Annotated in this window: 21 protein-coding genes; 10 read left to right on the top strand and 11 right to left on the bottom strand. The window is 30.0% G+C overall.

Annotation, left to right across the window (positions count from 1 at the left end; all coding sequences use genetic code 11):
• Nucleotides 1–3: 3 nt before the first annotated feature.
• From BTO16_RS00770 to BTO16_RS00755, 4 genes are all read right to left on the bottom strand, one after another.
• The gene (locus BTO16_RS00770; protein WP_105019786.1) at nt 4–1,263 is read right to left on the bottom strand and encodes a glycosyltransferase family 4 protein; all 1,260 of its coding nucleotides are present in this window, start codon (nt 1,261–1,263) and stop codon (nt 4–6) included.
• Nucleotides 1,260–2,450 carry a glycosyltransferase family 4 protein gene (locus BTO16_RS00765; RefSeq protein WP_105019785.1) on the bottom strand — a complete coding sequence of 397 codons (1,191 nt, stop codon included), beginning with the start codon at nt 2,448–2,450 and terminating at the stop codon, nt 1,260–1,262. Before BTO16_RS00765 ends, BTO16_RS00770 begins: the two co-directional genes overlap by 4 nt.
• On the bottom strand, nt 2,447–4,867 hold the full coding sequence (locus BTO16_RS00760) for a YfhO family protein (protein ID WP_407675508.1): 2,421 nt from the start codon (nt 4,865–4,867) through the stop codon (nt 2,447–2,449). Before BTO16_RS00760 ends, BTO16_RS00765 begins: the two co-directional genes overlap by 4 nt.
• An 85-nt stretch (nt 4,868–4,952) precedes the next feature.
• Nucleotides 4,953–5,207 carry a DUF4834 family protein gene (locus BTO16_RS00755; RefSeq protein WP_105019783.1) on the bottom strand — a complete coding sequence of 85 codons (255 nt, stop codon included), beginning with the start codon at nt 5,205–5,207 and terminating at the stop codon, nt 4,953–4,955.
• A gap of 175 nt (nt 5,208–5,382) precedes the next feature.
• On the opposite strand from BTO16_RS00755, the gene BTO16_RS00750 reads away from it, so the two are divergent.
• From BTO16_RS00750 to BTO16_RS00725, 6 genes are all read left to right on the top strand, one after another.
• Nucleotides 5,383–6,396 (top strand): transporter, encoded by a 1,014-nt coding sequence (locus tag BTO16_RS00750; protein ID WP_105019782.1) that lies wholly within the window; start codon nt 5,383–5,385, stop codon nt 6,394–6,396.
• Nucleotides 6,397–6,411: 15 nt separating this feature from the next.
• Nucleotides 6,412–7,533: a GTP cyclohydrolase gene (locus BTO16_RS00745; protein WP_105019781.1), complete on the top strand. Its 1,122-nt coding sequence runs from the start codon at nt 6,412–6,414 to the stop codon at nt 7,531–7,533.
• Between the two features lie 58 nt (nt 7,534–7,591).
• Nucleotides 7,592–8,320: a 16S rRNA (uracil(1498)-N(3))-methyltransferase gene (locus BTO16_RS00740; RefSeq protein WP_105019780.1), complete on the top strand. Its 729-nt coding sequence runs from the start codon at nt 7,592–7,594 to the stop codon at nt 8,318–8,320.
• 43 nt (nt 8,321–8,363) lie between these two features.
• Nucleotides 8,364–9,005, top strand: a complete 642-nt coding sequence (locus BTO16_RS00735) for a DUF4159 domain-containing protein (protein ID WP_105019779.1) — start codon at nt 8,364–8,366, stop codon at nt 9,003–9,005.
• 278 nt (nt 9,006–9,283) lie between these two features.
• Entirely contained in the window at nt 9,284–10,204 is a 921-nt protein-coding gene (locus BTO16_RS00730; protein WP_105019778.1) for a bile acid:sodium symporter family protein, read from the top strand.
• Between the two features lie 2 nt (nt 10,205–10,206).
• Complete coding sequence (locus BTO16_RS00725) at nt 10,207–11,298, top strand: lysophospholipid acyltransferase family protein (protein WP_105021459.1); 1,092 nt, start codon at nt 10,207–10,209, stop codon at nt 11,296–11,298.
• A gap of 121 nt (nt 11,299–11,419) precedes the next feature.
• Here the strand turns inward: BTO16_RS00725 and BTO16_RS00720 are convergent, their stop codons facing one another.
• From BTO16_RS00720 to BTO16_RS00705, 4 genes are all read right to left on the bottom strand, one after another.
• The gene (locus BTO16_RS00720) at nt 11,420–14,338 is read right to left on the bottom strand and encodes a glycoside hydrolase family 3 N-terminal domain-containing protein (protein WP_105021458.1); all 2,919 of its coding nucleotides are present in this window, start codon (nt 14,336–14,338) and stop codon (nt 11,420–11,422) included.
• A 132-nt stretch (nt 14,339–14,470) separates the two neighbouring features.
• Nucleotides 14,471–14,956, bottom strand: a complete 486-nt coding sequence (locus tag BTO16_RS00715) for an ABC transporter ATPase (protein ID WP_105019777.1) — start codon at nt 14,954–14,956, stop codon at nt 14,471–14,473.
• Nucleotides 14,957–15,039: 83 nt separating this feature from the next.
• Nucleotides 15,040–15,867, bottom strand: a complete 828-nt coding sequence (locus BTO16_RS00710) for a 3'-5' exonuclease (protein WP_105019776.1) — start codon at nt 15,865–15,867, stop codon at nt 15,040–15,042.
• Between the two features lie 66 nt (nt 15,868–15,933).
• Nucleotides 15,934–16,788 (bottom strand): PPK2 family polyphosphate kinase, encoded by an 855-nt coding sequence (locus BTO16_RS00705; protein WP_105019775.1) that lies wholly within the window; start codon nt 16,786–16,788, stop codon nt 15,934–15,936.
• A 164-nt stretch (nt 16,789–16,952) separates the two neighbouring features.
• Between BTO16_RS00705 and BTO16_RS17520 the strand changes: the two genes are divergently transcribed.
• The 4 genes from BTO16_RS17520 to BTO16_RS00690 are packed head-to-tail and all read left to right on the top strand — an operon-like array spanning nt 16,953 to nt 19,500.
• Nucleotides 16,953–17,126: a hypothetical protein gene (locus BTO16_RS17520; protein WP_170064390.1), complete on the top strand. Its 174-nt coding sequence runs from the start codon at nt 16,953–16,955 to the stop codon at nt 17,124–17,126.
• Complete coding sequence (locus BTO16_RS00700; protein ID WP_105019774.1) at nt 17,116–17,892, top strand: SGNH/GDSL hydrolase family protein; 777 nt, start codon at nt 17,116–17,118, stop codon at nt 17,890–17,892. The genes BTO16_RS17520 and BTO16_RS00700 overlap by 11 nt, the downstream gene beginning before the upstream one ends.
• Complete coding sequence (locus BTO16_RS00695; protein WP_105019773.1) at nt 17,889–18,389, top strand: cupin domain-containing protein; 501 nt, start codon at nt 17,889–17,891, stop codon at nt 18,387–18,389. Before BTO16_RS00700 ends, BTO16_RS00695 begins: the two co-directional genes overlap by 4 nt.
• A 52-nt stretch (nt 18,390–18,441) precedes the next feature.
• The gene (locus tag BTO16_RS00690; RefSeq protein WP_105019772.1) at nt 18,442–19,500 is read left to right on the top strand and encodes a flavin monoamine oxidase family protein; all 1,059 of its coding nucleotides are present in this window, start codon (nt 18,442–18,444) and stop codon (nt 19,498–19,500) included.
• Nucleotides 19,501–19,645: 145 nt separating this feature from the next.
• Here the strand turns inward: BTO16_RS00690 and BTO16_RS00685 are convergent, their stop codons facing one another.
• Genes BTO16_RS00685 through BTO16_RS00675 form a run of 3 tightly spaced genes read right to left on the bottom strand, consistent with a single transcriptional unit; the run spans nt 19,646 to nt 20,871 of the window.
• Nucleotides 19,646–19,903, bottom strand: a complete 258-nt coding sequence (locus BTO16_RS00685) for a DUF6952 family protein (RefSeq protein ID WP_105019771.1) — start codon at nt 19,901–19,903, stop codon at nt 19,646–19,648.
• A gap of 2 nt (nt 19,904–19,905) precedes the next feature.
• Complete coding sequence (locus BTO16_RS00680; protein WP_105019770.1) at nt 19,906–20,214, bottom strand: thioredoxin family protein; 309 nt, start codon at nt 20,212–20,214, stop codon at nt 19,906–19,908.
• Between the two features lie 9 nt (nt 20,215–20,223).
• Nucleotides 20,224–20,871 (bottom strand): peroxiredoxin, encoded by a 648-nt coding sequence (locus tag BTO16_RS00675; RefSeq protein WP_105019769.1) that lies wholly within the window; start codon nt 20,869–20,871, stop codon nt 20,224–20,226.
• Nucleotides 20,872–21,075: the final 204 nt, after the last annotated feature.

Here is a 21,075-nt window from a genome sequence, read left to right as displayed (position 1 = left end):
AATTTATAGATTTTTAATGATTTCAGACAACCTTTTAGTCAGTTCTTTTCTATGAAATTGTTCAATGTTTTTAGAATTGACCTGTAAATTTCCTGTTTTATATTGCTGATATAAATTACGAATTTCCCTTGTTAATTTCACTTCATTATCAAAACCAATAACAATACCCGCATTTGTATCTTTTAATATTTCTGATAAATCTCCCGTTTCTGGACCCATAGCTAAAATAGGTCTTTTAGCAGTTAAGTATTCAAATAGTTTTCCTGTTAAAATACCTTCGGATTTCTCAACATTCGGAATTAACAGCAACAAAACTTGTGCTTTTTTCTGAAACTCTATCGCCTCTCTGTGAGAAACATAACCAATAAAATCTGTGTTTCCTTCTAAATTATTTAATGTAATTTCTTGTTTTACATCCGCAGAAATATCACCAATAAAATTGAGTTTTAAATCATTTTTAAAATCAGTATTTTCGAAACATAAACTCTTTAGAACTTTAAATAATAACTTTGGATTACTTTGTTTTGGCAGCAGACCAATATACGAAATAGAGAATTTTTTATCTAATGTTATTGAAGCTTCCGTTAGTACTTCATCATCAAAACCATTGGTAATTACCTCTACTCTAGTTGCCTTTTTGTCAAAATCCTTTTTTAAAGAATTACTAACGGTTAAAATACAATCCGCATTTTTAAAAACCAAATTTTCTAACTTTTCGTGCTGCTTTTTAGCAAAAGATAATTGCTTAAACTCTTCATTATAATACAAATTAGACCAAGGATCTCTAAAATCTGCAATCCATTTTATATTATGTTTTTGTTTTAACTTCTGCGCAATTAAGTGCATGCTGTGCGGCGGACCCGTAGAAATTACAACATCAACTTTGTTTTCTTTTAAATACTGATGCAAAAATGTTACAGAAGAATTTACCCAAAATATTTTTGGATCAGGAATGAAAAAATTACCTCTTATAAATGATAAAAAACCATTATTTACAGCATTTGATACATCACTTTTTTGTGCTTCTTTTTTCTTCCAAAAAAACAAATCAGTAGGTTCCCAAATGGGCTGTTTTAGAATTTTTATAGCAGGAGAAACTTCATCTAGTAAGGTTTTATCTTCTTTTGGATACTTTGCATTATCAACCGTATACACTATTGGTTCAACATCAAAATTTTGTAAATATTTTACAAATTTTAACCAACGCTGAACACCAGAACCACCTGCTGGAGGCCAATAATATGTAATTATTAATACTTTCAATTTAGAAGATTATCATATAAATGTAAGAGTTTTTTTGATGTTTGTTCCCAAGAAAATTCATTTCTAACAAAATTCTTTCCGTTTTCGCCTAATTCAGTTCTAAGTTTTTCATCAGAAAATAGTTTTACTATTTTATCAGAAAAATCTTCCACATCCTTTTCTTGATGCACCAAACCCGAGTTAGTTCTTTCTATCAATCTTTTTTGAGCAATTGCATCGCTTACCAGCAACGGTTTTCCTAAACTCATATATTGAAAAATTTTATTTGCATAGGCAACATCATGTTGTAAATTTCTATGCAAAGGAGAAATACAAACAGCACTAGAAAGTATGTAAGACTGAAAAAGAGCAACGTCTTGCCATCCTTCAAAATCTACAAAATCTTGTAATTTTGAATCTTCAACTTGCTGTTTTAAAACAACATCTGTAGTGTTTTTACCAACGATAACTAATTTTATATTCGGAATTTTATCCTTCAATTTTTCTACTGATGAAATTGCAGTTTGCAAGCCTCTTCTAATATGTGTGTCACCCAAATACAAAATCACAAACTTATTTTTGTACTTTTCTATAACTGATACATCAACCGTATATGCTTCAAAAAAAGAGGCTCTAATGGTATTTGGCACTAAAATAAACTTCGCTTTTTCTGATGGTAATCTCGTTTGTAATGTTTCTATAAATTCTGGTGAAACTGAAATAACTTTTGTTGCCTTTTTAATAAATCCCTCTTCTTTCTGTTTCCATTTTTTAGGAGAAATAATATACTTTCCTGGAAACTTTTGCAAGTGAGGATACAATTTCATCACTTCGGGCATATTATCATGCAAATCTAGAACTACAGGCAAATTAAGCTTTTTATTCGCATTAAAAACTGCTTGAGCAATTCTGATATCATGAATATGTAAAGCTTCAATTTTTGTTTCCTTTATAAATTGTTGAATTTTTTGCTGCATCAAAAAAGTATAAAAAGGAACTGTGTACGCGAGCGCCGAAAGTTTGTACTCTAATTTAGTAGAATTGTACCTTTTAACCTGAATTCCGTTTATAATTTCTGATACTTTTTCATCTGCATATTTTAAACAGAAAAGAAAAACTTGATGACCAGCATTTACTAGAGAAACTGCCTCATTTTCCACTCTTGGATCTGGAGGAAAAGGAGCATCAAGTATCATTCCTATTTTCATGCTATTTTTTTCTTCTTCTTTTTACTATAAACAAATGCTACTGACGAAACTAAAATCAAAATAATGTATGAAAACAATGATATAAGGCCGCCTTGCTGAATTACTTTAGGTTCAAATTTAAATGTAATTTTATGATCTCCTGCCGGAATTTTCATTCCTCTTAACACATAATTTACTCTAAAATGTGGTGTTAATTTACCATCAACATAAGCGTTCCAACCGTCTTTATAGTAAATTTCAGAAAAAACAGCAAATTGTTCTTTTGTAGATTTTGATTGATAAATTAATTCTGTGACGTTATATTTTGTTAATTTAATTGTAGCGGTTGAATCCTTCTCAAAAATAAAATTACTATTTTCTGATAATTTACTTTTATCTAAAACAGCGGTTGTTTTTGTATTTAAAGAATCTAACGCTTTCATTTCTTCGTTCGCAGAATTTACTAAATTTATCTGTTCTACAAACCAAGCATTACCATTTGCATCAGGATTTTGCTGTGCTTGCAATTCATTGTTATCATCAGCAATAATAAAATACTTGGTATTTAACATATCTAATGTTTCCAAATTATTGGCTGCAATTTGATAATCGAATAACTCCTGATAACGTCCCATTTTAGCAGCATGATACCCACCAATAGATTGATGAAAATAACTAGTTGCACCATCTTGCATTGGATCTGTCGTAAAATTAACTACTCTAAAATGTGATTTATCCTGTAAGATTAAATTGTCTGCTTTAGATGCTTTAAACGGTTTTTCTACTTTTCTAGATGCTTTAAAGTCTGTAGCATTTACATACCTCTTGTTAATTGGTATTAAATCTAACAAAATAAAAACAGCTAAAATTGTAATTGCATATTTTTGTTTTAATCTATTAAATAAATAGAATCTTAAAGTAATTGCGGCCACTAAAACCAACGCCAATGAACGCAAAGTATCACTCAATAACATTGCTTTTCTATCTGCAATTACGGCATCTACAAGACCTGGAAAATCACGATAATTAGTATCTCTTAAACCTTGAAATGTTGAAAAACTATGCGCCAATAAAAACCCAAGCACTATTAATCCTCCAAAAACAAAAGCTGCTTTTTCTAACGATTTTCTTTTCTTTTTTACAGCAACATTAGTTGAAAAGAATTCTTTTAATGCTAAAATACCTAGAATTGGCACACACAATTCGGCAATAACTTGTATAGAAGAAACTGCTCTAAACTTATTATATAATGGAATATAATCTATAAAAAAATTGGTTAATCCTTCAAAATTTCTGCCCCAACTTAACAAAATTGAAAACACTGTTGCTGCAACTAACCACTGTTTTAATCTTCCTTTTACTAAGAAAATTCCTAAGAAAAAAAGAAAAAACAGGACTGCGCCAATATATGCAGGCGCTTCTACAATTGGTTGATCTCCCCAATATGTTAAAACCTGTTTAGAATAATCATCAGCAACTTTTTTACCTGCTTTTGCTTCTATTAATTTATAAAAATTAGAACTTTTATTTAATTCCTCTACAGTTCCGCCGCCCATAAAACGCGGAATGAATAAATTAAACGTTTCTAATTTTGCGTAACTAAATTGTGTAATATACTCTTTATCGAGACCTTTTGTAGCTATTTTTTCTGTTCCATCTACGTTTATGGTTAATTCAGATTTTCCTCTTGTGCTAAAATCTGTGTACTCTTTCATCGCCATAAGACGAGATGAATTTGCACCAATTCCTAAAATAACGGCCGCTACTATTACAGCAGACTGCTTTAAGAAAACTAGTAATTTCTTTTCTTTTGTAGCATTTATAAATTCTACGATTCCTAAAATTAACAAACAAAAGCCAAGATAATAGGTCATTTGAATATGATTTGCATAGATTTCTAGCGCCATTGCAACACCTGTAACAAAAAAACCAAGCACGTATTTTTTCTGAAAAACCCATAAAACACCTGCTAAAACTAAAGGCATGTATGCAATTGCGTGTGCTTTTGCATTATGACCCGGAATAAAAATGATAATTAAATAGGTAGAAAATCCAAAGGAAAGCGCGCCTAGAATTGCCAATCTCCATTTTACTTTTAAAGCCAACATCAATATAAAAAAACTTAAAAAATACAAAAATGTATAATCGGCTGGTCTTGGTAAAAAACGAAGTGCTTTGTCTAAAACACGCACAAAATCGTTAGGGTAATAAGCACTTATTTGGTAAGCTGGCATTCCACTAAAAGAAGCACCCGTCCAATAAGGTTCTGTGTTTTTATCAGCTCTAAAGTCGTTAATTTCTTTAACCATTCCTTGAAACTGTGTAATATCTGATTGTGCTATTTTTTGTCCTTTTAAAACAGGATAAAAATAAATTAAAGATGCTATAATAAATATCGCTATTGCAATACAATAAGGTAAAATTTTCTTAGCCTTCACTTTTATTATTTTAATTTAAGGAATAAGTTTTAGTATTTTATAGAGAGACATTATTAAACCAAACACATTAAATGCTTGAAAGAGCTTAATCTATCTCTTCAAAATCTACGTATTCGCCTACAGTATCTTTACCCTGTTGGTCTTTTCTTGGTGCTTTATCTATAATTGTTTCACCTTCCCTTACACCGCTTTTAGGTTGCTGATAGCCAAACTGTTGCTCAGCTTTTTTTTGTATCGTTTCGGCTGCCTTTTTAATTAAAAAAGGTGCTAACAAACGTGCTAAAAATGTAAAAACATAATAAAACACTAATAAATAAAGGATAGTCTTTAGTAAACCCATCTGAAATATTTGTTTAAAAAATCAATCAAAAGTAACAATTTGATAACAATTGTAACGATAAGAAACTATAAAACTTTTACAAAAGTAAAAAAGTATGCATTACTTTTAAAAACAGCATTTTTGTTCTATGTTTGTTTAACATATTATTTTTAAATATAAAATATTTTTTTGGCTGATGAAAAACCGTAAACTGACACTTTTCTTTTTGTTATTTCTAATTGGTTTTTCTTCTATTTACAGTCAGTATACAGAAGTTATAAACTCTAACAAACCAGGGTTTTCAGAGAGTCCGTATAGTGTAGGAACTGGTGTTTATCAATTTGAGAGTAATCTGTTTTTAAGAAATACATCCATAGAACCTACTTTTTCGATTCCTGAATCTATGGGGTTTGATCTGCTATTTAGAACTAGTTTTTTGTTAGAAAGACTAGAATTAAATCTGCAAATGAGTTATCAAAAAGACAAAGTTGCCTTTAAAAATGTTTTTACATCAGATTATGCTACAACTGGATTTCGCGATTTTACAATAGGTGCTAAATATTTAGTTTTTCAGCAAGAATATGATGATAAGAGTAAGGAAGTTAGAAGTTGGAAAAAAAGAATGGCTTTTGATACCAAGAGATTAATCCCGTCCGTGGCAATTTACGCAGGACTAAATACCGATTTTGTAAATGATATTTATAAAACAGGTAGCATGTCTCCTAAAGCAGGAATTTTATTGCAAAATAATTTAAGCACCGATTTTAATGTAATTACCAACTTTTACTATGACAAAATTGGCACAGATTTTTCTGAATTCTCATATATAGTAACAGGAACCTATACCTTTAGTGATCGATGGTCTGCCTTTTTTGAAAACCAGACTATATTTCTAAAACATCAAAATAATACAAATTTAGGAACCGGTTTAGCTTATTTATTTACCAAAGATTTACAAATAAACACTTCTGCAAGAGTACTTAGCGAAGGGCAAGCTCAAGGGTTTTATGGCAGTGTTGGGGTTTCTTATAGAATTAATAGACATCAAGATTCTTTTAAAGAAATTAACGAAAGTGGAGATATTGTAAAAGACACACCAATTTCTCGCTACAATAAGAAAGAAAACGGTTTTTTTAAGAGACTTTTTAGTATTTTTACGAAAAAGGGTTCCAAAAATTCTAGTAGAAATCGAAGAAAAAGGAATAATTAACCCCCAAAAAAATTTATGATTACTTTAAAACAAGTTACTACCAAAATAGAAATGAAGCAATTTGTATTGTTTCCTTTTTCGTTATATAAGAAAAATAAATTCTGGGTTCCGCCAATTATAAAGGAAGAAATAGATAATTTTAATCCGAAGAAAAATCCAGTTTTTAAAAGTGCGGATGCTCAATTTTTTTTAGCATACAAAGACAAACAAATTGTTGGCCGCGTAGCTGCAATTATAAACTGGTCTGAAGTTAATACACAACATATTAAAAAAATACGTTTTGGATGGTTTGATATGATTGACGATATAGAGGTTAGTAAAATCTTATTAGATAAAGTATTTGAAATAGGGCAAAAAAATAATCTCGAATTTATAGAAGGCCCTGTTGGATTTAATAATTTAGACAAAACTGGAGTTTTAATTGAAGGTTTTGACCAATTAGGAACCATGATTACATGGTACAATCATCCTTATTACAAAGATCATTTAGAGCAATTAGGTTTTGTTAAAGAAAAAGAATATCTCGAAAATAAGTTTAAATTTCAGAATGTTGATGCCGCATATTATGATCGAGTAAGTAAAATATTAAGAGCACGTTTTAAATTAAAAGCACTTGATTTTAAAAGAACAAAAGATATTTTGCCTCTGGTAGATGAAATGTTTGACGTTTTTGATAAAACCTATTCAAAACTATCTACTTATGTGCCAATTACGCCTGAACAGGTAACTTATTTTAAGAAAAAATATATTTCTTTCATCAACCCTGAATATATAAAATTTGTGATGGACGAAAACAATAAACTTATAGCCTTTGCAATTGTAATGCCCTCTTTTTCAGAAGCTTTACAGAGAGCAAAAGGTAAATTATTTCCACTAGGAATCTTACGGATGTTAAAAGCTAAAAGATACGCAAAAGATGTAACTTTTTATTTAATTGGTGTACATCCAGATTATCAGAACAAAGGAGTTACAGCAATTATTTTTGATCAATACACAAAAACTTTCACTAAAAAAGGAATTGTAAACTGTATTAGGACTCCTGAACTAGAGGACAATGAATCAATTAAGAAGATTTGGGCGGATTTTAATCCTGTAACTCATAAAAGAAGAAGAACGTATCGAAAGGATATTTCATAGATATTAGATACTGAAACTTAACTTTTAACCTTGAACATTCAACTTTTAATATTGAAAAATGCAACTATTTTACAATCCTCAAATTACTAAAGATACCACACAAATTACTTTTGATAAAATTGAGAGCAAACATATTGTGCGTGTTTTAAGAAAAAAAGAAAAGGACATTTTACATATTACCAATGGATTCGGTTTTTTATTTGAAGTAAAAATTATAATTGCCAGTGATAAAAAGTGTGTTGCAGAAATTATTTCAGCCGAAAAAAAGCCAAAACCTTGGCCATACTATGTGCACATTGCAATTGCACCTACAAAAAATAACGACCGAATTGAGTGGTTTCTAGAAAAGGCAACAGAAATTGGTATTGATGAAATTACACCTATTATTTGCAGCAACTCAGAACGTAGATATGTAAAAATAGATCGTTTTGAAAAAATTATTCAGGCTGCAATGAAGCAGTCTTTAAAATTTACACTTCCAAAAATTAATGAACCTGTAAAATTTAATGACTTTATCAATCAAACCTTTGACGGGACGATTTGTATTGCGCATTGCGAACCTTTAGACAAAAGCGCAACCCAAAAAGAAAAGAAAGTATTAAAATCTGTTGTAAATCCATCAGAAAAAACAACCATTCTTATTGGTCCGGAAGGTGATTTTTCTACTCAAGAAATCACAAAGGCTTTAGAAAAAAAATGGATTCCTATTTCTTTAGGTGAAAGTAGATTACGTACAGAAACTGCTGGTTTAGTTGCTATACAAAACATATCTTTTATCAATCAGTAAAATCATTTTTTACTATCTTGCTTAAAATTCTTTTTAAAAATTTATGAAGCAATTTTTAACCTTATTTATATTCTCATTCTTTTTGTTTACACAGGCACAAGACGTTGCCATTTTAAAATACAATGGTGGCGGAGATTGGTACGCAAATCCAACTGCGATTCCTAATTTAGTTGCCTTTGCAAATACCACTATTAAAACTACTATTTCTAAAAACCCACAAACAGTTAGTGCAGAAAGCGAGGATATTTTTAACTTCCCAATGTTGTTTATGACGGGTCACGGAAATGTGTTTTTTTCTGATGAAGAAGCTACAAACCTAAAAAATTATTTAATTTCTGGCGGATTTCTTCATATTTCAGACAATTATGGTTTGGATAAATTTATAAGACCCGAACTTAAAAAAGTGTTTCCTGAATTAGAATTGCAAGAAATACCAAGCAATCATCCTATTTATAACCAGACTTTTAAATTTCCAGAAGGAATGCCTAAAATTCATGAACATGATAAAAAAAATGCGCAAGGTTTTGGGTTGTTTTACGAAGGTAGATTGATTATTTTTTACGATTATGAAACTGATTTAAGTGATGGTTGGGAAGATGAAATAATACATAATAATCCTAAAGAAGTTCGTGAAAAAGCCTTAAAAATGGGCGCAAATATTATTGAATATGCATTTACGAATTAACTTTCTTTGTTTTAAAACAAGATATTTTTGAAACAAGAAACATAAGTGATAAAAGTATCTTTTGAAACAGTAAACAAGATTTGATTTTACGTCGAATTCATGAATTAAAAAAAATAATTTTATGTTGCCTAATAAACTAAATTTATCTGTTTGCAATTTATAGAACTAATATTAGTCTGAGCTTGTCGAACACTTTTTATTAATATTATAAAATAAATTACATAGATTTTTATTGAAAAACAAAATAATCTATACTTTCTAACTTTAAACCACAAACTTTGAACCGAACAGCAAACGAAATAAATATAGACGATATTAAAATAAACTTTGACGAAAGCGGTTTATGGGTTTTAAATATCGCTATTGCTATTATTATGTTTGGTGTGGCTTTAGGTATAACTATAGACGATTTTAAACGCTTATTAAAAAATCCTAAAATATTAATGGTGGGTGTTTTATCGCAATTTATTTTGTTGCCTGCTTTTACTTTTTTAGCGATAATAATTTTAGAACCTCACCCAAGTTTTGCTTTAGGAATGATGATGATTGCTGCTTGTCCTGGTGGAAATGTATCTAACTTTTTTAGTAAAATGGCTGATGGAAATGCAGCGCTTTCTGTTAGCTTAACCGCTTTTGCAACGCTAATTTGTATTTTTATGACGCCTCTTAATTTACAGTTTTGGGGAAGTTTGTATGAACCTACCAACGAAATTTTAAAAACGGTTTCTTTAAATCCTTTTGATTTATTTAAACTAGTTTCTTTAATTTTAGGAATTCCGTTAATAGCAGGAATGCTCATCAAACATTATCATTCAGAAATGGCGATTAAAATTGAAAAATTACTAAAACCAATTTCTATGACTGTTTTTATTGTCCTAATTTTTGTAGCTTTTTCTCAAAATTTAGAAGTATTTGTAAGTTATATTCACCATGTTTTATTCTTAGTTATTTTTCATAATGTTTTTGCTTTTATTCTTGGGTATTACACCGCTAAAAGCTTCGGATTAAACAACCAAGATTGCAAAACAATTTCAATGGAAACCGGAATTCAGAATGGTGGTTTAGGCTTACTTTTAATATTTGGTTTTTTTGACGGATTAGGCGGTATGGCTTTATTAGCTGCTTTTTGGGGTATTTGGGATGTGTTTTCAGGAATGGCGTTAGCTACATATTGGGGACGAAAAACAAAAACAAACTAAATATGTTGCAAAAAATTTGGTACAACTTTTTTCGGCTTTTAGTAAAAACAGGGTTATTTTTTTACAGCAAAAAAATAAAGGTCTCTGGTACCGAAAATATTCCTAAAAAAGGTGCTATTTTATTTTGTGCAAATCATCCTGATGGTATGATAGATCCCTTGATGATTACCACCAATTGCCCAAGAATAAGTTACTATTTAGTTAGAGCAGCCGCTTTTAACAACCCTCTTATTAAGAAATTTTTAGAAAGTTTAAACTTAATGCCTGTTTATAGGATAAGAGATGGTCTTAGCGAAGTAGGAAAAAATAAAGAAATTTTTGAAAACTGTTTTGAGCTATTTAAAAAAGGAAAAACATTACTCATTTATCCTGAAGCAAGTCATAATAGAAAGCGCACAATAAGAACTTTAAGTAAAGGGTTTACTCGAATTGTTTTTGGTACTTTAGACAAATATCCAAACTTAGAAATTACTATAATTCCGGTTGGATTAACCTATCAAAACGCTTCTTTTTATCCGTCTAAAGTGTCTATAAATTATGGAAAACCTATTGCTGCAAAAGAATATTACAATAGTAATGAACTTAATTATTCGGTTAATAAATTAAAAAACGAGGTTAGTAATCAGTTAAAAAAACTAAGCGTTCATATTGCTGATGATGAAAAATATACTTCGATTTTATCAAAATTAAACAGTTTAAATATCGACTTTACAAATGTAGATTTGGTAAATAAAATGATTGCTGAAAATAATTATAGTAATCAGAATAAAAGGAAAAGGAACTTTTTAAAACCTTTGTATTATATCATAATTTTAAATAGTTTTTTACCAATGCTAATTTGGAAAAGAATTGCTAAAAAAATTGATGAAGTTGAATTTGTAGATACTTTTAGGTTCGCAATAAACATCGTTACTTTTCCTGTTTTCTATGGTTTACAAACTTGGATTCTAAGTCTCATTTTCAATTGGGAAATTGCTGTTATTTATTTAATTTCTTCACTTTTATTGATTTTAATATATTCTAAATTATCACCAACAAATACAGAAAATGAGAAATATATGCAAATGATAGCAAGAAGATTTAGCGCTGATTAATAAACGTACTTAAAAAGAACAAAGTAATCTTATTAAATTATAAGATTGCCACAGTTTACAAAAAAGTAAACTTCACAAATACATAGTTAAAATAGATTTGGTAAAAAGCAAAAAACGGCTTCTAATCTAAAATAGCATCTTGTATTGTTTTCTGGATTTTTGTTCGCACATTGCTTCTAATTAACGCTCTGTTATTTGCATTAGGATATACTCTGTTGGATAAAAAAACATAAACAATTCCGCTTTTAGGATCTGCCCAAGTATAGGTGCCTGTAAAACCAGAATGTCCAAAACTTTCATCAGAAACACAACCGCAGGTAGCCGTTGCACCACTATTTAGTTCAGGTTTATCAAAACCTAAACCTCTTCTTACTTTTTGATTAGAATAGTATCGATGATTAAATTTATCTACAGTTTCTTCTTTTAAATAACGTCTGCCACCATAAGATCCTTTTTGCAAATACATTTGCATAATTTTTGCAACATCGTTTGCATTGGCAAATAAACCTGCATGCCCACCAACACCGCCCATCATAGCAGCACCCATATCGTGCACATAACCATGCACTAATTGATTTCTGTAATAGTCGTCTATTTCTGTTGGTACAATTTCAGCTTTATTAAATTTTTCTAAAGGCAGATACGTCATTCTATCTGCTCCTAAAGATTTGTAAAACTCTTCATCTACCAATTTATTTAAAGGTTTATGATACGCAGTTTCTAAAACTTCTTTAAAAATATAATATCCTAAATCGCTATATTTATAGCCTTTTTTGTCTCTTTGATCTGCATCTTTTATGTGCTTATAAATACTGTCTTTATAAGAATTTTTGATATATAAATTATCAGCAACTTTTACATCAAAAACAGTAGATTGCTTATCACCATAAAATAATGGCAAATTTTTATGCGTAGAACTGTCTTGTGTGTCTTTATAAAAAGGAATCCAAGCTTTTAATTTGCCATAATGAGAAAGAATTTCCATTACAGAAACTCCTGATTTATTAGAATTATTAAAACTTGGTAAAATATCTTTTACGCTGGCAGATAATGAGATTACTTTCTCTTCTTCTGCTTTCATAATTAAAGGTAAAGAAGCTAAAATTTTGGTTAAGGAAGCCAAATCGTACACATCAGAATTTTTTACCTTTAACGATTTTTTATCAGTATGATGTCCATAACTTTTTTGATAAACAACCTTACCATTTCTTGCTACTAAGACTTGAAAACCTGGCGCCATTTTATCCTTTAAAATAGTATCTGCATATCGATCTATCTCTGCTAATTTTTTGGATGATAAACCTGCTTCTTCCGGAATTGTATATTCAAACCTACCTAAGCTATTGGTATGAATACCAAAACCTACTCTAAATTCTTTACCAATAGAAACTGGTAATTTCCCTTTGGCTTCGAATGCTCCAAAAATTAGTTGTGCAGACAATTCTTGTGCTAGCTTACTATTCTGATACGAAACAATTACACCTTCTATTTTCGTAAATGTTTTTAATTGCAATAAACTATAAGGACTAGTAAAAACATCTAAAATAACATTATTTTGACGTGCAATTTCTTGCAACCAAACCAGTTCTTTTTCTTTAAATTTATAACTTTTCCAGGGATTTAAATTTGATTTATGAAAACCTATAATTACTTGATTATATGGTTTTAATTTTAAGATTAATTTATCTAAATTATCATCAGAAATGGCATCAACCTTTGTGTAATTTTTAAGCATATCTAAAAAATAGTCTCCAGAATCATCTCCTAAATTAACATAGGCAATTTTTTTGTTTTCTAAATTAGCTAAAGGTATATTTTGCTTATTATCTTTTATAACGGTAAGCGAATTTTTTACCAATTTTCTGTGTAACAATTCATCATCAATCGTGTTTAAATCTTCTTGTAAATTTTTTAGAACAATAGGTTTGTAGGTATTTAAACCCATCCAGTATTTTGCTTTTAAAATTTTACGAACAGAAAAATCTATTTGTGCTATACTTAAAGTGTTTAATTCTATTGCTTTTTTTATCAAATTTGTGGTTGCTGGTACATTTTGCGGAATTAACAACAAATCGTTTCCTGCTTGAATGGCCGCCAAATCAATTTCTGCGGATGTTGCATAATTTGCAGCACCCTTCATGTTTAAACCATCGGTAATTATTAAACCATTAAAACCTAATTCATATTTTAACAAATTGGTTACTACATTTTTGGATAATGAAGTTGGCAAAGCTACGTTTGGCTCTAAACTTGGTATGCTTAAATGCGCCGTCATCACACTCCCTATTCCTGCATCAAAAACCTTTCTGAAAGGATATAATTCAACGGAATCTAAACGTGCCTTATCAAAATTTAAAACAGGTAATGTATGATGCGAATCTGTTGCAGTATCGCCATGACCTGGAAAATGTTTTGCATTTGCCATTACACCATATTTTTGCATACCTTGTGTAAAAGCGATCGCTTTCTGTGTAACATTTTCTTTGTTTTCTCCAAAAGAGCGATTCCCAATAATAGGATTATCAGGATTTGTATTAATATCTACAACGGGCGCAAAATTAATATGAATTCCCAATCGATTGCAATGTTTTCCTAAATGCTCACCAAATTTTTCTATCAAGGTATTATCTTGAATTGCGCCTAAAGTCATGTTCCAAGGAAAACGATAGGTGTTTTGTAAACGCATGTCTAAACCCCATTCACCGTCAAAACCAATCATTAACGGCACTTTAGAAGCCGCTTGATATTTATTTGTGAGTGCTGCTTGCTTTTCTGGAGTTCCTTGCATAAAAATTAAATTACCTACATGATATTTTGTAATCAATTCAGTAATAAAATCTTCGTGTTTTTGATCTAAATTAGAATAGGCTTGCACCATAAATAACTGACCTATTTTTTCATCAATAGTCATTTTATTTAAAATAGTATTTACCCAAATTTCTTGGGCTTCAAAATCTTTTGTAATTAAAGGATCTACTCCTTGAGCCGATATTTTAAAAACAAAACCTATTAAAAAGACAAATAATAACTCTTTCTTCATGTTAATTTTTGAATATTTTTTTGGGCGTTTTAACAGGCTTTCCATTATATCTTTTTTTTCTCAAAAAAAGGATGCCATTTCAATCCCTAACGCAGCTTATTTGTTAACTTATAATTTAATTTAGAACAATTTTTATACCAAGAACCTCTTGTGCCAACTTTGTTTTGCAGGTACTTCCCAGTTGTTTTCAAAATCTTCTTTAGTATTTACCATATTATTAAAAACAATTGTTTCTAAAGAAATCTTCTTGTCTTTTGCAAATTGCTGAAAATCAGATAATTTTACTAAATTAATAGTTTCATTATCTTTAAAGGTGATGTTCATTTTATTCATTAAATCTAGCTGTAATTCTTTTTCTAATTGCTGCACAAAACGTACAGAACTATCAATTGAGCAACCAGAAACTGTATTAAAACTTTCATCTACGGCCAATACTAAAAACTGATTGTATTTAATAGTAAATGAGCCTTTTAAATTATCTCCATGTCGCGTCCAAGAATTGATAAATTCTTCTGCTTTCGCCGAAATAATTTCTATTTCTTTTTGATTAAATTCTCTTTCCGCTTGGTAAATCCAAACGCGAGAATTGTTGGGTAAATTTTTATATTCTGTAAACATATTTTTTAGTTTATGAGATTATTAGGTATTTTTGATTCTTAGACCTCTACTTCTGTACCTCTAATTTACTAACCGTCTCAAATTTATCTTAAATTAAACTTCTGCTGCAAAGCCTGTAATTTTTCTGCATCGGTCATCGTGTCTTTTGGTGCAGACATTCTTTCTTTTATTTCTCTTAACACCTTTTTTGTGTACAATGGAAAATCTGCATTCTGAATCCAATTATTATAACCAGGATTTTCAATAAAGACTTCTTCTACTGTTCTTCCTTTGTATTTACCGAATGAAAAAATTTCTTGTTTTTCGTCATTCATCAGAATAAAACCAGCGAAATCTGCTCTTTCTCCGTGCGTTGAAAATTCACTTAAAGCATCTACAGAATTCTCTAAATCTGGGTATTTATCTAATTGTGCTAACAAAATTTCATACGTCGCATTTGTGTCTGCTTCTGCTCCGTGAGCACCTTCTAATTCTTTTCCGCAATAAAATTGATATCCTGCACCTAAAGTTCGTTGCTCTTTTTTATGAAAAATTACTTGCACATCTATGGCTTTTCTGTTTTTCATATCAAAATCAATTCCTGCGCGCATTAACTCTTCTGCTAATAAAGGAATATCAAATCTATTGGAGTTAAAACCTGCTAAATCGCAACCTGCAACCATTTCATTTACTTTTTGTGCAAGCTCTTTAAAAGTGGGTTCTGTAGCCACTTGTTCGTTTGTAATTCCGTGAATTTCTGAGGATTCTTTCGGAATTTCCATTTCAGGATTTACCAACCAAGTTTTACTTTCTTTATTTCCGTTTGGAAATACCTTTAAAATTGCTATTTCTACAATTCTATCGGTTGCAATATTTACGCCTGTTGTTTCTAAATCGAAAAACACGATTGGTTTACTAAGTTTTAAGTTCATTTTTTTAATTTAACCTCCCAACTGCGCTCGAGGAGACATAATTGTCAATTCGAGCGCAGCCAAGAACTATTCTTTATTCAATTGTGCTTTAAAATCATCTAATTGCGCTACTAATTTTGCTGATAATGTTGGTTCTGTAAAATTATATTTCTCTAATTCTTTTACTAAAATTTTTGCTAAAATAATTCTTGCTGAATCTTTGTCATCCGCAGGAATTATAAACCAAGGCGCATTTTCTTTAGAGGTTCTGTTTAATAAATCTTCATAACAGAATTGATATTTATCCCATAATTTACGCTCTTTTAAGTCATCCTCAGAAAATTTCCAGTTTTTACTTGGCAAATTTAATCTTCTCAACAACCTGTTTTTTTGCGCTGGTTTTGATAAATTTAAAAAGAATTTTAGAATGATAGTTCCGTTTTTAGCCAAATGATTTTCAAAATCATTAATTCTTTCCATTCTGTTTTCATAAAAAGCAGCATCTAAATCATCCAAACTTTTTACAGCTGGGATGTTCTCACCAAAGACATATTCTGGATGCACTCTTGTAACAAGCACATTTTCATAATGCGTTCTGTTAAAAACGCCCATTTTTCCTTTTGCTGGCAAAGCTATATAATGTCTCCACAAAAAATCGTGTTTCAACTCTAAATCTGTTGGTACTTTAAAACTGTGCACCTCTACTCCACGTGCATTTACATCTTTAAAAACCTCTCTAATCAAGCTATCTTTACCCGATGTATCCATTCCTTGCAAACAAATTAATGCAGCATATTTACCCTCTGCATACATGGCATCTTGCAGTTTACTTAACTTCTTTCTACTTTTTTTAAGGTCTTTTTTTGCGTCTTTAATAACTTCTTTGGTCGAAAATTCTTTCAAAGAAATCGCATCCACAACTTTATATTTTTCTAAACTCATCATCAAACTAATTAATCTTTAAAGGTAAAAAAAATAGTCTGGTTTCCATTGGTTTTAGACAAGCATTTCTGATCTAAAATGATAAATTTATCATAATTTTTTAAAATTACTTAATTCCTTTTTTGGGATAAAATTCCTTAATTTTGCGGTATAACAAATATAAAATGCCCAAAAAAGGAAAAGCTAAAAACACGCTAAATAAAGCGAAGCATACAAAGTTAATGACTCAAAAAATCAACAGAGTAAAGTTAGAAAAACAGCAAACTAAAGACCGGTTAAAAGCACTAATAAAAAAAGTAAACGAGCAAAAAAAAGAGCAAAACAGCGATGAACTTTAAGTATTATGCAGGTGTACTTATTTCGATTCCGCTTTTACCTTTGATGTATTTTCAAGGAAAAAATATTAGAAAAAGCGTACCTCAGCTTCCCGAAGCTAAAGAACCTAAAGGTTTTGTAAATGGTAATTTTAATAAAACCATAAACATACTCTCAATTGGCGAAAGTACTATTGCAGGTGTTGGTGTTGATTATCATAAAAACGGATTTACAGGTACTTTAGCAACTACGCTTTCTACTGCATTAAAAAGCAATATAAATTGGCGCGTTTATGCAAAAAGTGGGTACACCGTAAAACAAGTTTGCTCAAAAATTATTCCTAAAATAGAAGAAACTACTGCGGATATTATTGTGATTGGAATGGGTGGAAATGATGCTTTTACATTAAACTCTCCAAAAAAATGGATTTCAGACATCAATAAACTTATTGATTTATTGCAGCATAAATACCCAAAAACGCCTATTATTTTCACAAACATGCCACCTATAAAAGAGTTTCCTGCTTTTACAAAAACTATAAAATTTGTGATTGGTAATTTAGTAGAAATATTAGGTAAAGAACTAAATAACAACATCAAAAATAAAGAAAATGTATTTTATTATGATGAGATTATTACCTTAAAAGAATGGAGCAAAAAGCATTCTGTAACTGATAGTAATCCTAAAACATATTTTAGTGATGGCGTTCATCCATCGTTATTAACGTATCAAATTTGGGGTAAGGAAATTGGAGAATTTATTGTAAACACAAAAGAAATCAAATTATGAAAGCAACAGAAATTATAAATCATTTTAATTTAACTTCACATCCTGAAGGCGGATATTATAAAGAAACCTATAGAAGTAAAGATGAAATTCTATCAGAAGATTTAGGAGAAAAATTTGAAGGAAATAGAAATTATTGCACCAGTATTTATTTTTTACTGACTGCGGATAAATTCTCTGCTTTTCATAAAATAAATCAAGATGAAATTTGGCATTTTTACACAGGAACTACTTTAAAATTACACATGATTTCACCAGAAGGAATTTACAGCTTTATACTGATTGGAAACGATTTTAGTAAAGGAGAAATTCCACAATTTACAGTTCCTGCTCATCATTATTTTGCCGCAGAAGTCTTAGAAAAAAACTCTTTTTCATTTACAGGATGTACCGTTTCTCCTGGTTTTGACTTTAGAGATTTTGTACTTCCTAGTTGCGAAGCTCTTTCAAAAGAGTTTCCAAAACACGCGAAAATTATTGCAAAATTAACGCATCATTAAAATAGAATTTCCCTTTTACAACTATTAATTTTTATCATTAGATTTTGCTAAAATGAAGAAAAAAATACTGATTATTGGCGGTGGCCTTTCTGGAATTTATTTAGGGTATCTGCTTAAAAAAGAAGGCTTTTCAATAAAAATAGTGGAAGCAAATGATAGAATCGGAGGAAGAATTTACACAAAAAACAGTCATACTACAAACGTTGAACTGGGCGCAACTTGGCTCTGGAGGTATAACCCAGAATTGTTAAAGGTATGCAGCAGTTTAGATATTTCTTTATTTGAACAAAACATGAATGGTGATGCTTTATTTGAAGCAATGAGAACCAGCGCACCTCAGCGTTTTCAAGTTCCCAAAAACCAAGAAATTAGCTATCGAATTGTTGGTGGAACCTTTGAAATCTTAAACAAACTAAAGGCAACTTTTACAGAGGATGAACTTGAACTAAACCAAAAAGTAATACAAATTGACGATAAAGAAACTTCTCTAAAAGTAACTACTGAAACTTCAAGTTTTATTGCGGATTTTGTAATTTCTACAATTCCGCCTCAAGTATTAGTAAATAGCGTTCATTTTTCTTCGGATTTAGATTCCGGTTTTAAACAAATTGCAAATAACACACATACTTGGATGAAGGATTCCGTAAAATTTGCACTCGTTTATAAAACTCCTTTTTGGAAAGAAAAAGGATTGTCTGGGGTTGGTTTTAGCAATGTTGGTCCGTTTACAGAAATGTACGATCATTCAGATTTTGAGAACACTCATTTTGCCTTAATGGGATTTTTAAATAGCAGTTTAGCGAATGAAACTAGAGAATACAGAGAAGAAAAAGTTAACGAACAACTCTTTAAATTTTTTGGTGAAGACGGAAAAAAATATCTTTCGTATGAAGAGAAAATTTGGAATGAAGATCGATTGGTAAATTATAAAAATGATCGTTTTATAACTCCGCATTTTAATAATGGGCACGCGATCTATCAGCAAGAATTTTTAAACGGAAAATTAATAGTTGCTGGTTCAGAAACTTCACCAAAATATGGTGGTTATATGGAAGGCGCCATTTATAGAGGAAACCAAGTTTTAGAACAATTGAAAAACAAATTTCTATAAAATTAATTTTAAGTATCCTTAAGTTTTGTCTTCTCGAGCAAAGTTAAGTAGTTAAAAAAATCAACTTTTCTCAAAAAGACATTATTCGTAAATAAAAAAATCCTAAGCTTTCACTTAGGATTTAAATATACTATTTGTAAAGAAACTATTTATCAATAGAACCTAAAACACGTTTCATAAAAAGATTTAATGCTTCTTTTTTAGGTGTACCTTCTTTAATCATTTTATCAACTTCTAAAGCACCATACATATTAGAAATTAGCTCACCAATAACATCTAATTCTTCATCTTTTAAAGACGGAACTTCCGTTAATGCTTCTAGCGTTTCTATGGTTTCTAAAAGATAATCTTGATCATTTTCTTCAATAAAAGAAGTTAAATGTTTTATAACTGGTAATTTCATGATTAAATAACTTCTTTTACTAAATCGATTAAAACATCAAACTTATTGGTTTGCGTTTGATTTACTAATTTACCATCTACAAAAGTTGCAAAAGTTGGCAAATTACTAACATCAGCAAATTTTCTGCTTTCAGGAAATTTCTCTGCATCCGCAATAACAAAAGATACTCCTTCATTTTCTGAAGCCAATTTTTTAAATTTTGGTTTCATAATTCGGCAGTTTCCACACCAAGTAGCAGAATATTGCACCACTACTGTTTTGTTATCAGAAATTATTTGTGCTAAATTATCTTGACTTAATTCTTGAACCATCCTTACTAATTAGTTTAAATGAGCAGCTAAATATTCAGCTGTTCCTTTGGCATTTGGCGCCATTGCTGTTTTTCCTTCTTCCCAATTTGCAGGACAAACTTCTCCATGAGTTTGCACATGTGCATACGCATCAATTAAACGTAAAAATTCGTTTACATTTCTACCTACTGGCATATGATTAATTCCTTCATGAAAAACAGTTCCTTCTTCATCAATTAAATATGTAGCTCTATACGTTACATTATCACCTTCAACTAAAACAGTTCCTGTTTCTTCATCGTACGTTTCATCTGTAATATCTAAAATACCTAAAATTGAAGATAAGTTTCTATTGCTATCTGCTAAAATAGGATACGTTACACCTTCAATTCCGCCATTTTCTTTAGCGGTACTTAACCATGCAAAATGCACTTCTGCAGTATCACAAGAAGCACCGATTACAACCGTATTTCTTTTTTCAAATTCGCCTAGTGCTGCTTGAAAAGCATGTAATTCTGTAGGACATACAAATGTAAAATCTTTAGGGTACCAGAATAATAACACTTTCTTTTTGTTATTAATTGCTTCTTCTAACACATTTAATTTAAATGTATCGCCCATTTCATTCATTGCATTTACATTTAAATTTGGAAATTTTTTACCAACTGCTGTTGCCATTTTATATAAATTTTATAATTATTAATATTCTGCTTTCACTGATGCAAAGATAAAACGAATCAAAAAAAAAAGTAAAAATGTTTATGATAACTTTTTATATTATTATCAACTTTACTTATAGCTAAGGTCCGTAAAAATAGATACACACTATTTATTCTAATTGATCCAAAAAAGACGTAACTTTAAAAACAATTCAATAATAAG

The sequence above is a fragment of the Polaribacter glomeratus genome, assembly GCF_002954665.1.
Lineage (GTDB): Bacteria > Bacteroidota > Bacteroidia > Flavobacteriales > Flavobacteriaceae > Polaribacter > Polaribacter glomeratus.
The sequence above is the reverse complement of the archived record's forward strand: the minus strand, read 5'-3'. Positions and strand labels throughout refer to the sequence as shown.

Coding starts and splice junctions, on each gene's coding strand:
- BTO16_RS00720 (WP_105021458.1), bottom strand. CDS start 14,338: ATGAAGAAAGAGTTATTATTTGTCTTTTTAATAGGTTTTGTTTTTAAA.
- BTO16_RS00755 (WP_105019783.1), bottom strand. CDS start 5,207: ATGGGTTTACTAAAGACTATCCTTTATTTATTAGTGTTTTATTATGTT.
- BTO16_RS00680 (WP_105019770.1), bottom strand. CDS start 20,214: ATGGTTCAAGAATTAAGTCAAGATAATTTAGCACAAATAATTTCTGAT.
- BTO16_RS00690 (WP_105019772.1), top strand. CDS start 18,442: ATGAAGAAAAAAATACTGATTATTGGCGGTGGCCTTTCTGGAATTTAT.
- BTO16_RS00725 (WP_105021459.1), top strand. CDS start 10,207: ATGTTGCAAAAAATTTGGTACAACTTTTTTCGGCTTTTAGTAAAAACA.
- BTO16_RS00765 (WP_105019785.1), bottom strand. CDS start 2,450: ATGAAAATAGGAATGATACTTGATGCTCCTTTTCCTCCAGATCCAAGA.
- BTO16_RS00735 (WP_105019779.1), top strand. CDS start 8,364: ATGAAGCAATTTTTAACCTTATTTATATTCTCATTCTTTTTGTTTACA.
- BTO16_RS00705 (WP_105019775.1), bottom strand. CDS start 16,788: ATGAGTTTAGAAAAATATAAAGTTGTGGATGCGATTTCTTTGAAAGAA.
- BTO16_RS00695 (WP_105019773.1), top strand. CDS start 17,889: ATGAAAGCAACAGAAATTATAAATCATTTTAATTTAACTTCACATCCT.
- BTO16_RS00675 (WP_105019769.1), bottom strand. CDS start 20,871: ATGGCAACAGCAGTTGGTAAAAAATTTCCAAATTTAAATGTAAATGCA.
- BTO16_RS00685 (WP_105019771.1), bottom strand. CDS start 19,903: ATGAAATTACCAGTTATAAAACATTTAACTTCTTTTATTGAAGAAAAT.
- BTO16_RS00745 (WP_105019781.1), top strand. CDS start 6,412: ATGATTACTTTAAAACAAGTTACTACCAAAATAGAAATGAAGCAATTT.
- BTO16_RS00715 (WP_105019777.1), bottom strand. CDS start 14,956: ATGTTTACAGAATATAAAAATTTACCCAACAATTCTCGCGTTTGGATT.
- BTO16_RS00750 (WP_105019782.1), top strand. CDS start 5,383: ATGAAAAACCGTAAACTGACACTTTTCTTTTTGTTATTTCTAATTGGT.
- BTO16_RS00710 (WP_105019776.1), bottom strand. CDS start 15,867: ATGAACTTAAAACTTAGTAAACCAATCGTGTTTTTCGATTTAGAAACA.
- BTO16_RS00740 (WP_105019780.1), top strand. CDS start 7,592: ATGCAACTATTTTACAATCCTCAAATTACTAAAGATACCACACAAATT.
- BTO16_RS00700 (WP_105019774.1), top strand. CDS start 17,116: ATGAACTTTAAGTATTATGCAGGTGTACTTATTTCGATTCCGCTTTTA.
- BTO16_RS17520 (WP_170064390.1), top strand. CDS start 16,953: ATGCCCAAAAAAGGAAAAGCTAAAAACACGCTAAATAAAGCGAAGCAT.